Origin of the sequence: Nostoc sp. KVJ3, assembly GCF_026127265.1 — a bacterium.
In the GTDB taxonomy this organism is placed as follows: Bacteria; Cyanobacteriota; Cyanobacteriia; order Cyanobacteriales; family Nostocaceae; genus Nostoc.
This window is the reverse complement of sequence record NZ_WWFG01000001.1, coordinates 2,750,941-2,765,161: the sequence shown is the minus strand read 5'-3', so window position 1 is coordinate 2,765,161 and position 14,221 is coordinate 2,750,941. Positions and strand designations below refer to the sequence as shown.

The 14,221-nt window shown below is 41.0% G+C and carries 13 protein-coding genes and 1 pseudogene; 4 read left to right on the top strand and 10 right to left on the bottom strand.

What is annotated here, in order from left to right:
- Positions 1-244: 244 nt before the first annotated feature.
- Positions 245-2,617, top strand: a complete 2,373-nt coding sequence (locus GTQ43_RS10765; protein ID WP_265272597.1) for an NACHT domain-containing protein — start codon at positions 245-247, stop codon at positions 2,615-2,617.
- A gap of 258 nt (positions 2,618-2,875) precedes the next feature.
- Positions 2,876-3,322, top strand: a pseudogene (locus GTQ43_RS10760) (rhodanese-like domain-containing protein); the annotation flags it as partial.
- A gap of 301 nt (positions 3,323-3,623) precedes the next feature.
- Here the strand turns inward: GTQ43_RS10760 and GTQ43_RS10755 are convergent.
- The 6 genes from GTQ43_RS10755 to trpB form a co-directional block, all read right to left on the bottom strand.
- Positions 3,624-4,253: a ribonuclease H-like domain-containing protein gene (locus GTQ43_RS10755; protein WP_265272596.1), complete on the bottom strand. Its 630-nt coding sequence runs from the start codon at positions 4,251-4,253 to the stop codon at positions 3,624-3,626.
- Between the two features lie 85 nt (positions 4,254-4,338).
- A complete protein-coding gene (locus GTQ43_RS10750) occupies positions 4,339-4,887 on the bottom strand; it encodes a CAP domain-containing protein (RefSeq protein WP_265272595.1) in 549 nt (182 codons plus the stop codon).
- A gap of 416 nt (positions 4,888-5,303) precedes the next feature.
- The gene (locus GTQ43_RS10745; RefSeq protein WP_265272594.1) at positions 5,304-5,831 is read right to left on the bottom strand and encodes a CAP domain-containing protein; all 528 of its coding nucleotides are present in this window, start codon (positions 5,829-5,831) and stop codon (positions 5,304-5,306) included.
- Between the two features lie 232 nt (positions 5,832-6,063).
- On the bottom strand, positions 6,064-6,351 hold the full coding sequence (locus GTQ43_RS10740) for a hypothetical protein (RefSeq protein ID WP_265272593.1): 288 nt from the start codon (positions 6,349-6,351) through the stop codon (positions 6,064-6,066).
- A gap of 224 nt (positions 6,352-6,575) precedes the next feature.
- A complete protein-coding gene (locus tag GTQ43_RS10735; RefSeq protein WP_265272592.1) occupies positions 6,576-7,736 on the bottom strand; it encodes a class I SAM-dependent methyltransferase in 1,161 nt (386 codons plus the stop codon).
- 29 nt (positions 7,737-7,765) lie between these two features.
- The gene (gene trpB, locus GTQ43_RS10730; protein WP_265272591.1) at positions 7,766-9,001 is read right to left on the bottom strand and encodes a tryptophan synthase subunit beta; all 1,236 of its coding nucleotides are present in this window, start codon (positions 8,999-9,001) and stop codon (positions 7,766-7,768) included.
- A gap of 241 nt (positions 9,002-9,242) precedes the next feature.
- Here trpB and GTQ43_RS10725 point away from each other — a divergent pair, with 241 nt between their 5' ends.
- Positions 9,243-9,590, top strand: a complete 348-nt coding sequence (locus GTQ43_RS10725; protein WP_265272590.1) for a translation initiation factor — start codon at positions 9,243-9,245, stop codon at positions 9,588-9,590.
- A 141-nt stretch (positions 9,591-9,731) separates the two neighbouring features.
- A complete protein-coding gene (locus GTQ43_RS10720) occupies positions 9,732-9,890 on the top strand; it encodes a YqaE/Pmp3 family membrane protein (protein WP_265272589.1) in 159 nt (52 codons plus the stop codon).
- Between the two features lie 212 nt (positions 9,891-10,102).
- Here GTQ43_RS10720 and GTQ43_RS10715 read toward each other — a convergent pair whose 3' ends face one another.
- From GTQ43_RS10715 to lpdA, 4 genes are all read right to left on the bottom strand, one after another.
- On the bottom strand, positions 10,103-10,771 hold the full coding sequence (locus GTQ43_RS10715) for a carbonic anhydrase (protein ID WP_265272588.1): 669 nt from the start codon (positions 10,769-10,771) through the stop codon (positions 10,103-10,105).
- Positions 10,772-10,993: 222 nt separating this feature from the next.
- On the bottom strand, positions 10,994-11,245 hold the full coding sequence (locus GTQ43_RS10710; RefSeq protein ID WP_265273732.1) for a DUF5340 domain-containing protein: 252 nt from the start codon (positions 11,243-11,245) through the stop codon (positions 10,994-10,996).
- A 226-nt stretch (positions 11,246-11,471) separates the two neighbouring features.
- The gene (gene trpC / locus GTQ43_RS10705) at positions 11,472-12,362 is read right to left on the bottom strand and encodes an indole-3-glycerol phosphate synthase TrpC (RefSeq protein ID WP_265272587.1); all 891 of its coding nucleotides are present in this window, start codon (positions 12,360-12,362) and stop codon (positions 11,472-11,474) included.
- Positions 12,363-12,439: 77 nt separating this feature from the next.
- On the bottom strand, positions 12,440-13,864 hold the full coding sequence (gene lpdA, locus GTQ43_RS10700) for a dihydrolipoyl dehydrogenase (RefSeq protein WP_265272586.1): 1,425 nt from the start codon (positions 13,862-13,864) through the stop codon (positions 12,440-12,442).
- Positions 13,865-14,221 lie beyond the last annotated feature (357 nt).

Genomic DNA, 14,221 nt, shown 5'->3' with positions numbered 1-14,221 from the left:
CACCAGACACCACAGCAGTTGTTACAAAGTTGTAAAACAACGCACTTCCTGATTAATTAGTTATCTATAAAAAGCTTAAAAAGCAAGCTATAAGCTAATCTAGATTCTCAACTCTACCTACTCAACCATCCTTTAACAAGGGGTGTCTGCTCCTGAAGAAGGACTACGAAAATTTACTCAGCATGTATTTACATATAGCTACCCTCATTAGCATATACTATACTACAAGTTTCAGCCTGAAACTATGACAAGCCAAGGACTGAGAGCATCACCAGAAGGTATTAGGGCAGCAAAAACAGCTTTAACAGACAAAACTTGGAGTCAGCATAAATTAGCAATAGCTTTAGGCATTACACGTCAACCAGTTTCCAAATTTTTTGCAGGTGAATCGGTTTCCCGCTCTTGTTTTGTGCAAATTTGCCAACAGCTAGGGTTGTCTTGGCAAAAAGTTGCTGGCTTGCCTGAAAATGTGGCATTTGAGGCAACAACTAAGGCGCAAATAAAAGGTGCTGACCTGAATACATTAGTACAAGAAGTGCGTCAAAAGCGCCAAGAGAAAATCCAAGAGCAGTGCAACACTCTGCAAATGTTGGACATTGCCCAGATAGTCCAACTGATGAATATTTATACTACTACTAATGTCTTGGAGGAGATAACCAGCCGACGATGGCGAGAAATTTCTGACCTGTTGAAAGACTTCCAACCTGAATCAGACTTTAATCAACTCAGAGCATACAAGCATCAGAGAAGATTGCCAGGGTTGGAAGCAGTATTGCACCACTCAAAACTGATGGTGCTGGGTAAACCAGGGTCAGGTAAAACTACATTTTTACAATATCTAGCGATTGAGTGTAATAAAGGCAAATTTCAGCTAAACCGGATCGCAACTTTTATTAGGATGAAAGAATTTGCTGAAGATGTTAAGAATGATAGCGAATTCAATCTCATAAACTACATTAGCCAAGAATTTCTTAGTTGTGGTGTTGAAAATGAATCAACTAAAACTCTGCTGAATGAGGGAAGACTGCTAATTTTGCTAGATGGATTAGATGAAATACCAGCAGAAAAAGCAGATAAAGTCACAACTGAAATTCGGAAATTTACCCAAATTTTTTATAAAAATCAGTTCGTTATTAGCTGTCGGATTGCTGCCCAAAAATATAGATTTCAAGGATTTACTGAAGTTGAGTTGGCAGATTTTGACCAAGAGCAAGTAGAATTTTTTGCCAAAAATTGGTTTGTTGCAGTTGCTCAGAATGCTAGGGAAGATGGTGAAGCCAGAGGAAATTTATTTATTAATCAGCTACATCTACCAGAAAATCAGCATATCCGAGAGTTGACAGAAAATCCACTACTACTACATTGGATTTGCTTGGTGTTTCAAGTAAAAAATGAACTTCCCTTAAATCCAGCAAAGTTATATGAGCAAGCACTAAATATTCTGCTGTTCAGATGGGATGAAATCAGAGGAATTCAACGCGATGGCATTGCCAATAATTTCAATTCAGCAAGTAAGAAACAACTGCTTTTTCAACTTGCTACCGTCACTTTTGAACAAGAAAAATACTTTTTTGAACAAGAAAAAATTCTCCAATTTATTTCTGACTATCTACAAAGATTACAAAACATTAATTTTCCTGGCAATCAATTGCACTTAGATCGGGAATTAGTGCTAAAAGCAATTCAGGTAGAAAATGGGTTATTAGTGGAAAGGGCACTAGGAATTTATTCTTTTTCTCATCGGGCGTTTCAAGAATATTTCACGGCTCGAAAAATTGTTGAAAGTTACCTGAACTATGATTGGAATAATCTTGTCAGTCACATAACTGAAAAACGCTGGCGACAGGTATTTTTATTAACTGTTAGTCTGTTGCCCAATGCGAATGAATTACTACAGTTAATGAAACAAAAAATTGATTTACTATTGGCTGATGACGAGAGAATACAGAACTTTTTAACCTGGCTGCATCACAAATCTAGTTCAGTCTCTACCCGCTACAAAGCAGCAGGTGTTCGTGCCTTTTATCTCGTTTCGGTTGAGCGAAGCTCTCGCAATCGGCATCGTACTTTTGTCTATACTTCTGGTTATGACCTTGAGTGCGCTCTTGTTGGTAACATCGCCTTTGATCCTGACCTTATACTGGATGAGTTTCTATTCAGTACTATTGCTTGCGTTCATGAGCTTGACTTCGCCTTTGAGCATACCATCAACGATGCACTCGATCATGCTCACGCCCTTGTTATTGCCTTTGATAAAGCTGTTGATGTTGTTGTCGATTTTAAGTTGAAAAAATTGCTGCAAAAGCTGAAAAAAGAGTTACCAAAAATAGACAGTAATCCAGAAATATTTAGGGAATGGTGGCAAGCTGAGGGTAAAGCCTGGGGCGAACAATTAAGAGATATACTAATTAAATATCGCCATATTGGTTATGACTGGCAGTTTAACGAACAGCAAAAAGAATTGCTCCAAAAATATTATGATGTGAATAAATTGCTGGTAGATTGCCTGAATAGGGCTGTTGATTTCAATCCTATAGTACGGCAACAGATTGAAGACACATTATTGTTAGCGATCGCAGATATTGAAAAAGAAGCAAGGGAGAGAGAACATAATTAAGATTTTGCCCCGACTGAACGAAAATTGAATCATTAAACATCAAAAATATAAATTTTAAATTTCGCTAATTAAATTAATAGAAAAAATACCTTCCAATAGTCTAGTTTAGTTCTATTTATAATGGAATAAATAGTCAAGAAGATTTTAATTAGACAGTATATCTCAGGAGAGAGTTCGGCGATATTCATCCCAGAGAAAGAGCAATTTAATATGTTGAGTCCGTTAAATTGCTATTAATATCGTCAGCAAGGAATAATTATGGCTAACAATTTAGTAGGCGGCATTATTCCGCCACAGCCACCAATACAAGCACAATCAGATGTTCATATCTTGAAGACTCGTCTAGAATGGGGCGAACCAGCTTTTACAATTCTCGATGTACGCGATCGCAACACCTTCAACGAAGGTCACATCATGGGAGCGATGCCCATGCCAATAGATGAATTAGTACAGCGTGCAGTACCTTCTTTAGATCAAAGCCGTGATATTTACGTTTATGGCGCTAATGAAGAAGAAACTACCCAAGCCGCACAACAACTGCGTTCTAATGGATTTAAGCATGTTTCGCAACTCATTGGTGGTCTTGCTGCATGGAAGGCGATCGGTGGCCCAACCGAAGGTATTGTTGAATCAAAAACTCCCCCAGGTGCAGATGACTACAATATTGTAGATCGGCTAAAAAACCACCAAGACAATCAGCAAAAGGGAGGCACTAGCCCGACGGAAGCCATTAAAAAAGGAGCTAATAACCTGAAAGAAGGTATTCAAGAAGGAGCTAGTAACCTGAAAGAAGGTATTCAAGAGGGAGCTAGCAAACTCAAAGAAGGCATTAATGAATCTAAAAATTCCACAGACAGAGATGATTCCAACGTTGGTTCTTAGGTCAAAAATAACTTAGAAAATTAGGCTGAGTAGGGAATCTCACTTCTTTACTCAGCACCGAGAACCATCTCAAAAGAGGAACTGTTTTGTCAAATGCCCATTTCAAAGCAGCTTTACAGGTTGCTCAATGTTCAAACAAATCTTTAAATTGCAACAAATCCAACGAGACTATTGTTGGTAGAAATTCAAAACATTCTTGAGCAATTTGCCAACGCTCTTCTCGTTTGAGCATTTCTGTTAGCTTCTGTTGCACACTCAGTAGGTAGCGCACATCATTGGCAGCATAACTCAGTTGAGCTTCAGACAGACTAGCGGTGTTACCCCAATCAGAACTTTGAGAGCTTTTATCCAGTTCCACTTTTTCTAACTCTTGCACCACATCTTTGAGTCCGTGGCGATTTGTGTAAGTACGCGCTAACTTACTGGCTATTTTGGTGCAAAAAACAGGCTCAACCTGAATCCCTAGATTAGCCCGTAAAGTGGCAAGGTCAAAGCGAGCAAAGTGAAACACTTTGACGACATTGGCCGCTTCCAAAAGTTTTTTTAAATTTGGGGACTGGGCTTGTCCTTTAGCTATGCGGATTGCAGTGACTTTCCCTTCTGGGTTGCATAGCTGGACGAGACACAAGCGATCGCGCTGCGGCAATAATCCCATCGTTTCTGTATCAACTGCGATCGCCGTTGATTCTAAATACTCACCAAGGGCTGCGTCACTGAGATCGCGATCGCTTACCTGAAAATCTTGTAATGTCATGAATTGTTCAAAAATAATAGCAGTGTCCAGCAGATAAAAGTTTTGTCAGACACTACATTATTGTGCAAAAAACCAGAAATTAAATCTACCTAGTGCGAAAAAAGATTTGTGTTAGGTACACTTCGCCTTGATTATTAGTAGCAACACCAATTCCAGTGAGGTTGTAATTTCCTTTCAGATTCTTTAGATGTCCAGGACTATTGATCCAACCAGTAACAGCTTCCTCTACAGGGTTGCTATATCCCCGATTAAAAGCAACATTTTCCGCCGCACTGTTGTAGCGAAGAGGGATAGCTTTGACTCGCCCTTCAAATCCATGATGGCTAAACGGGGTTTTACCCTTAGCCATATTCTGACTATGAATTCTTGCCTGTCGAGTAATATTTGCATTTAGGGTCAACTTTGGCAGTCCCTTAGAAGCCCGATATCGATTAATTTGCTCAAAGACTGATTTTTCTAGCTCAGTAGTTTTAAAAGTAGGAGTCGATATTGCAACCTGACTGGAAAAAAACGACAACAGCTTATTACGGGTGGATGTATTCGTAGAAGGATGATTTGGTATCGGAACAGTCGTTAATCCACTAGCAAGGACAAGCGCACTTAAAGCGATGCCAAAAGCAGTTTGTCGGAACATGGAGAATTGCGTAATGTGTAGAGATATAAGACTTCTACTCTATCTTATTGTTCCGACGATATATACCACGATACTATTAAGGATTGATGAATTTTGGCAATTTGCCTATCATCCTTTATCGGAAGTACAAACAATCATTTCCAATTATCAATATTTTAAGAGTTCGGCTTCATGAAATCACGGTTATTTTTGCTGATAATTTAAGATTTTCACGAATTACTAAAAAATCATGTACTATCCAATAGATAAATGTTATTAAAACTACACTATTCAACATCTAACAAAAGCTTTTTGAAGAAAAATTCAGAAGTGGAGGCGCAGCGTCTTCGGCTTTGCTCCTGACTCCTGAATTCTGTTTGATTCACTGACTGAAGTCTGGAGAATTTGAGAAAAAAATCTAAATTTTGCTAAATCTATCAGCGAAGAAAAATCTGTGTGAAGTAGATTGCGCCTCTACTATTGGTAGCGACACCAATCCCTGTCTTCTCATAATTGCCTCTGATATTGGCTAAATGCCCTGGACTTTTGAGCCAGCCTTGCACAGCTATGGTAGCAGGATCGCTATATCCTTGATTGTAGGCAACATTTTCACCAGCTGCTCTGTAGGGAATACCGATTGCGTTAATCCGATCTAAAAATCCTGTATGTCCAAAGGGAACTTTACCACTAGCCATGTCCTGACTGTGAATCCTGGCTTGATTATCGATGGCAATATTACGAGTCAGCTTTGGTAGCCCTTGGGAAGTTCTGTAGTTATTAATTTGGGTGAAAACCGATTGTTCTAAAGCAGTAGTGTCAATAGTAGATGCTGCTATTTTGAAAGCATCACTTGATAGAGATGAAGACACTGGTGTAGAAGTTGAATTTGTTACAGGAGTAGCGATCGCTCCGCTACTGAGAACAATAGTACCTAAAGCAATAGCGTAGATTGTTGTTTTTATCATTTGCTGAAAGTAAACTTCCAGACAATCTAACCAAACTAATGTCAATGTGACAAATGGCTTATAGGTCTATATACTTCTGTTTATGTCGTTTTTTGCTCAAAAACTACCACAAAACTTTGAAATTTACAATATTACGAATAGAATTTACAGTTTACGAAAAATTTCCCTCTACCGTTAGGATGATTTTTGCCGTTTGAATGGCAGAAATTTCTCCACTAAAGCCTCTATGCAACTAACTTTGCTTGAGGGTTTCTAAGTCTTCCTGTATCACGCGCAACACCCGCGCAATATATTCTGCACGCCACTGTTCTCGCTCCTGAGTTACTTTTGCATCAGGTTCGTAAGCTTCGATCTCAGTAGGTGATAAAATACCTTTAACCTCTAGCAATCTTTCAATGGTGTCTAGACGCTCATGTAGCACAGAGACTTCACCAGTCAAAGCCATGACTATCGCTAACAATTTATCGATTTGCGGATTTTCTAAGTAAACAGGTCGTTTACCCTTGGCTATTTTTGCCATCCTAATACCAATTCTCCCAAAATTAAGACGACACACTCAAAAAAAGTAAACCCAGATAAAATCTGACTTATAGCGGTTCTCATTCAGATGTGGTACGACATCATCTCGTAAGGTGTAGGGGCAATTCATGAATTGCCCCTACGGGTATACCTCACATAAATGAAAACCGCTATATCAATAACGAATTACATAGCTTGCTTCTCGCCGGAGGCGAGAATTACGAATTACTTAGTTGCTGCAACCACAAACCAAGTACCTTGGCTGCCTGAGTTACCATTTTGAAGAATCCCATTAGTTACTTTTGCTTTCCATGCCCCATTGGGGACAAACTTCTCGAATACCTTATCTGCTGAAAAACCAGCCTCAGTAGCTAGCGTCACCAAATCTAGATCGCGTACAGCACTCCAAAAGGGTTCGTTGTTGTTAGCGGTTTCCCAATCAAACGTGAACTGTGCATACACATCCATGTGACGATACAAGGGTGCTTCCAGATGCAGCATGATTCCGCCGGGAGCCAGTAGACGATAAGATTCTTGCATAACTTTACGGACAACTGGCGGGGGAATTTCATGCAGCAAAATGTGAGAAACCACTAAATCAAATGATTCATCTGGGAAGTTAGTATGTTCGGCATTTTGCTGTGAGAAGTGTACCCGTTTGCCCAAAGCTTCGGCTCTTGCATGAGCATAACGTAGCATAGGTGCGCCTATATCTATGGCATGAATTTCTGCCTCTGGGTAAGCATCTACGTAGGGTAATGTGCTATTACCAATAGAACATCCCATATCAAGAATTTTTCTCGGTTGAAAGTCTGGATACTCTGGTATAAGGTAGTTTTGGACTATAGATAGCCCCATATCATTATTTAGCGGCCCCAACCAACCCATACCATAAACGTAAGCGCCGCGATCGTAGGTTGCGCCGGCAGCTAAATCGTTAGCAGTGAATTCACTATGATATCCTCCAGGCATACAGTGAATGTCTACAGCCTTTTGATGAGTAGGTATTTGAAAATTTGGGTCGAGGGTTAAAGTACCCAGTTCACTACCCCGATCTTTGCCACGCTCAATCAACTCTGGCAGTTGTCTGTCAACGCTGGTATTTACAGCATCCCATAATATTTCTTGGTTGATGCGCTTAAGGGCGCTAGTCCATCGGTAGTAGGGTTCATGCTGCATTACTTCCCGAATTTCATGACGATTTTGGGGAGAACGCTGATGTTCTTGTTCAAACTTTGGCTTGGCTACTTTTTCATAAACTACCTTATTCCCAGGAGAAATATTCCTGAAAATGTGTCTTTTTAGACTTTGCACAAAGTTTTGGCGTGCCAACTCGTCATGAGTGGGTTGTGGCAGCATAGCGTGTTGGAATTGTTGATCCATCATTAGCTTCTTCCCAAATATTTTACGTAGATTTACGCTGGATCTAATAACTTGGCTACCGTTTGTACATCTTTATCACCGCGTCCAGAGCAGTTAATTACAATTCGGGGACTACCGCTTAGTTGGGGACATAGGGTTTCGAGATATGCGATCGCATGGGCTGTTTCTAATGCCGGGATAATCCCTTCCAATTTTGATAATCGCTGGAATGCTTCTAAAGCCTCTGCATCCGTCACACTATAGTATTCAGCGCGACCAGTGTCTTTCAAATAGCTATGTTCTGGCCCCACACCGGGATAATCTAACCCCGCACTAATTGAGTGCGCCTCAATGATTTGCCCATCTTCATCTTGTAATAGATAGCTCATTGCTCCGTGTAATACACCAATTCGCCCTTTTGTCAATGTCGCTGCGTGTTTTTCGGTATTAACACCTTCTCCGGCTGCTTCAATTCCAATGAACCGGATAGAAGACTCATTAATAAATTCATAGAATAGTCCCATCGCATTAGAACCACCACCAACACAAGCCAAGAGAATATCAGGCAGTGTGCCCCACTTTTCCATTGCTTGGGCGCGAGTTTCTTGGCCAATCACTGCATGGAAATCACGTACCATCATTGGGTAAGGATGGGGCCCTGCTACTGAACCCAGGATGTAGTGAGTTGTTTCTACATTTGTCACCCAATCGCGGATTGCTTCAGAAGTTGCATCCTTCAGAGTTCCAGTTCCCGCTTCCACCGGACGCACTTCTGCCCCCATTAACCGCATTCTGAAGACATTTAAAGATTGGCGTTCCATATCATGAACACCCATGTAAATTACGCATTCCAGCCCGAAACGAGCGCAAACTGTGGCTGTAGCAACTCCATGTTGTCCAGCACCAGTTTCGGCAATAATCCGTTGCTTACCCATGCGTTTCGCCAATAATACCTGACCAAGGGCATTATTGATTTTGTGAGCGCCAGTATGATTTAAATCTTCGCGCTTTAAGTAAATTTGTGGCCCGGTGCGATCGGGTCGGGCATAATGAGCAGTCAGGCGTTCAGCGAAATACAATGGTGTGGCGCGTCCCACATAGTCCCGTAACAACTGCTGTAATTCTGCTTGAAAACCAGGGTCATTGCGGTATTGCTGATAAGCTGTTTCTAATTCAGCAAGGGCGGGCATCAGCGTTTCAGGTACATATTTACCGCCAAAGCGTCCAAAGCGACCTAGCGAATCGGGAACCTGAGCAGTTGAACTTGGAGAGAGGGGAGTGGTAGTCACGGGCTGTTTTCAATGACGGGAATGACTTAATTATTATAGAAAAGTCTAAGGCATATCTGGGGAGACAAGGGAGACAAGGGAGATGGCGGAGAATAACTCTTAACTCAGCACTCTTTTGCCCAATGCCCAATTTCCAACCCCTCGCAATGGATTTGTAATGTTAGCCTAGAAATTGATATTCCAGCAGAATGGTTGCGTAGAAGTTTCCACTGCTCTGAAATTTTTCTTAACAAACATTATTATGTCTTCTTCCAATTCTAAATCTTCTGACAAAAGCTTTGTCTACCGCGAGTTTGGTAACGACAACTCTGCCGCCACAGAAAGACCAATTCCAGAACTGCCCCCACAACAACAAAATCTTAAAGTACAGGCTTCTCGCAAAGGACGCAAAGGTAAAACTGTCACAGTGATTAGTGGTTTTCAAGCCAAACCAGAAACTTTGTCCGATTTGGTGAAGCAGTTGAAAAGCCAGTGCGGGACAGGTGGAACACTTAAAGATAACGAAATTGAAATTCAGGGCGAACACAAGCAGAAAATTGTCGAGATTTTGACCAAGCTAGGTTATAAAGCCAAAATTAGCGGTGGCTAGTATTGAGTGCGGTTTACCGCATCTTAACTGTTACCTAGATTGGGAAAGGGAATGTTATCTTTGAAAGGTACAAATATGCTTGAACAGTGGTGAATAACTTCGCCAATAAGCTGTTTTTGGTGAGTTCAATAGGAGGTTTAAATGGATTTAGTTCGGATTTTGTGTGCCATTTTCCTGCCACCTTTGGGAGTTTTTTTACAAGTAGGTTTTGGTATAGACTTTTGGATTAATATAGTTCTGACGCTTTTCGGTTACATTCCTGGAATTATTCACGCAGTATGGATAATTTCTAAGAAATAATTTTTTGTCCGAGTAGCTTGGGTGTAACAATCTCGACGGAGGCAATTAATGAATTGCCTCTATGAAAGTACTGATAAATTGGATGTCTGCACACGGATTTTTTATAACTCCGTCGCGAAAAAGCAACTATTTATTTGAGTTAAAATAAAAACTTTAAAGACACGATAATCCATGTCTCTAAAGTATAAATTTCTGTGGTATTAAATCTTGAATTAGCTCTCATTTTTTAACATTGCATAGAGTCGAAACTCTAGAAGCAAGGGGCAGATATGTAATTGCCATTGCAAAGTTGAGACGTTCAAATCTTTGATTAACCCACTGCGTATATCCAGTACCCAACCATGAACCATAGGCGCTTTTCGTTCATAAAGTGCCTGACGCATGATAGAAGTTTGGTAGAGATTTTTTACTTGTGCTACTACATTGATTTCTGCTAAACGATTCAGACGTTCTTCTCTGGTTGGCAAGACATCAATTTCTTCTTGTTTTTGTAAATACAGTTCCCGAATTGGATTTACCCAGTTATCAAGAATTCCGATAGTTCTCCCTTCTAAAGCCGCTTTAATTCCTCCGCAATCGTAGTGACCACAAACGATAATGTGTTCCACCCTAAGATGTAAAATTGCGTATTCTAAAACGGCTAGAAAGTTAATATCCGTTAGAGAAACTTGATTAGCTATATTACGATGTACAAACAACTCACCTGGTTCTGTACGAGTAAGGTTTGTTAATGGTAAACGACTATCAGAACATCCAATGTATAGAAAAGGTGGTGTTTGTCCCTTAGATAATTCTTGAAAGTAATTTGGATCTATAGCTAACTTCTCCGCCACCCAAGCCTGATTATTTCTGAAGAGTTCATCAATGCTGTTATACTTCATCTTTCGTCAAATTCGAGAGAGAATCTGATCGATATTTTATCTAAACTACGGTTCTCTATAAATCAGTATGAGCTTTTTCTCAACTGTGCATTTGAGTCAAGCAAGTGCGGCGAAAGTTTTGGGGGTACTAGCCTCCTTCAATACACAGGGATATTTTCTGATAATAGTAAGCGAACTTAACAAAGATGCCAAAATAGAGATTGGGAGATTAAGTTATGAGTTTCAATCGGGGGCAACAACTTTACTACCGTTATGATGGTTGATTGACCAACGGTGATCGATAGACACTGAGGAAAACTCGCAAATTTCTTCTAGCCGCTTTTGCTGCACAGCAGCTTTACGGAGAGTAATAATTAGTTGATTTACCTGATGTCGTAAATCTGGATTATCATTTACTGCTAACATAGTTTGTCTTTCTAACAATTGAAGTATAAGTTCGTAGTGAATAGGTGAAGGTAGAGGAATTTGCTCCATGAAGTTCAATTTTGATTTCATATTTTGAATTTTGTATTAGTCAAATTTAATCTCTTGTAAATAAAATTGTTACATAATAAATAACTTGTTGCTTATGGCTTTGATTTGATTAGTGATGAAGATTTGGCAAAGATATCGATAATAGTAGACAGCAAAGTGCTGCGTGTCTACGCATAGTATGCCCTATTAGTTGCCCTGCACTAAGAGGTACAGGGAAAGTATTTTTTCAGAAATTCCTTGGTAATATACTCGCGATCGCAGCACCGGGATCTGGTTGTTTTACCAAAGATTCTCCAATGAGTACAGCAGATGCACCTGCTGTAAGCACTAAGCTCAAATCATCTGGCTTGTGTAGTCCTGACTCGCTGACAACAAGGATGTTTTTCTCCTGCAATTGGCTACCCCTTGTAGCTAAAAGTTGGCAAGTAGTTTGCAGGTCAACAGAGAAATCTTCCAAATTGCGATTATTGATTCCTACTAAGGAGACCCCATCCAAGGCTAACACACGGTCAAGTTCTGCCAAGCTATGGACTTCAATCAAGGCTGCCATTTTCAGGTTGTTAGCAATTTTGAGGAAGTATTTCAAATCTTGATCGCCCAGGATAGCCGCAATCAATAAAATAGCATCTGCACCATGAATCCGCGCTAAGTATATCTGGTAAGCATAAATGATAAATTCTTTGCATAATAAGGGCAAATCTACGGCAGCCCGAACCTTGGCTAAGTTGTCAAAACTACCTTGAAAGAACTTGACATCGGTTAGCACTGAAAGACAAGTAGCACCACCCTGCTGATAAGATTGGGCGATCGCTACTGGGTCAAAATCTTCTCGGAAAACGCCTTTGCTAGGTGAAGCTTTTTTAACTTCGGCAATCAATGCTGGTTTTGTCTTACCTTGGCGCAAAGCGGCGACAAAATCACGGGTTGGTGGCGCGGTGAGTACCTGCTTTCGCAATTCTTGCAAAGGAACCTTTTCCCGCATCAGGTCATATTCTACTTCTTTCTGCCAGACAATTTCTTCCAAAATATTGTTTGGCGCTGAATCAGGCACGGCTACCTGATAACGTAATATCGATACATCAATAGCTGGATTAGGGGAACGACGGCGGATTTGCATAAATTGGGGAATGGGGAATGGGGAATGGTCATTTGTCCTTGTTTCTTGACAAAGGACAAATGACCAAGGACAAATGACTAAATAGCTCGTTTATAAGCTTCGTCCAAGACTTCGGAGAGTGTCGGGTGGGCGTGAACTAGATGCGCGAGGCTTTGGACAGATTGACGGTTTGCGATCGCAGCTGATGCTTCATGAATTAAGTCTGAGGCGTGCAGCCCGAAAATGTGAACGCCTAAGACTTCTCCGGTGTCTTTGCGATATATCACTTTGGCAATACCGTCGGCTTCATTTTCTGCCAACGCTTTGGAATTCCCTTTGAAGTAACTCCGACTTGTGGCGATTTCAAACCCTTCGGTTTGTCCTAATTCCTTCGCTGCGGTTTCTGTTAAACCTACATAGCTGACTTCTGGGTGGGTAAAAGCTGCTGCGGGGATGCTGCGATAGTCTACTATTCTTTCCCTCCCAACTATATTTTCTACGGCAATAATGCCTTGAGCAGAAGCCGCATGTGCTAACATCATCTTCCCATTCCCATCGCCAATTGCCCACACATTTGGTACTACTTCACCTGCTGATAGCACTGCCATGCGATCGTCAACTGGGATAAAATTCCGCCGATCGAGTTCTATACCCACAGATTCCAAACCAAGATTTTTGGTCGCTGGGATGCGTCCTGTAGCCACTAAGCAAGCATCTACTTCGATGACATCTACATCTTCTTTGGTTTTGAAGTCTGCTAATTCAATTACCACTGGCGAACCAGGGGTAACTTTTTTGGCGTATATCCCCACTTTCGTTTCAATATCGCGGGAAGTAATCAGCACCCGTTCGGCAAGTTTGGCAATATCGCGGTCAAACCCTGGCATTAACTGATCTAGAGCTTCAATCAAGGTGATTTCACAACCCAAAGCTGAGTAAACATCAGAAAATTCCAAGCCGATGTAACCACTACCAATAATCGCTACCCAGTCTGGTAACGATTCTAACTTTACACCTTGGTCGCTGGTAAAGACAGTTTTGCCATCTACTTCAATCCCTGGAGGTACAAAAGGAATTGAACCAGGAGAAAGGATGATGTCTTTGGCTGTGATGATTTTTTCGCCACCGTCTCCGGTTACAGAGACTTTTTGCGCCCCAGCGATTTTTCCCCAACCCCTGATGATATCGACTCCTAGACGTTTCAGGCTGTTGGTTAAGTCCCCTTGAATTTTTGAGACGAGATTATTAGCATGATTAGCGATCGCTTGGCGATCGAATTCTACGCTACCAATTTGAATTCCTAGAGATTTGAGGTGGTGGGCATTGCGTAACTCCCGCACCCGTCCAGATGCCGCCAGCAGCGCTTTAGAAGGAATACAACCCCGATTAACACAGGTTCCTCCCATATCAGCAGCTTCAATAATCGCTGTTTTTAAACCACAACTTACGGCGTGTAAGGCTGCACCATGCCCGCCTACACCAGCGCCGATAATAACTAAATCGTAATCAAATCCTTGACTCACGTTAGGTTCCCCGTCTGCTTCGCCTATTTATTCTCAACTTGACCGACAATCAGCGCAACCCCTTTAACAGTTATTAGTTATCAGTTGTCATTTTCGTTGCTGGGTTTAAGCCCCCAGCACATAGTTATCAGTGAACACTGGAAACTGCTAACTGATTTAATCCCCTACCATCCGCCTGATAACTATTTACTGATTTAACGTTCGGGTGTTGCTAACTTCAATTATGATTCACTGACTTCTGACCAAAAGATGGATGTTTTCAGTAATTATAGTCAAATCTAGATACTTATTTTTTTTTATACTCTAAAGGGAATTGGGAGATGAGGTGGACAAAGAGAATAAATAACCAATGCCCCA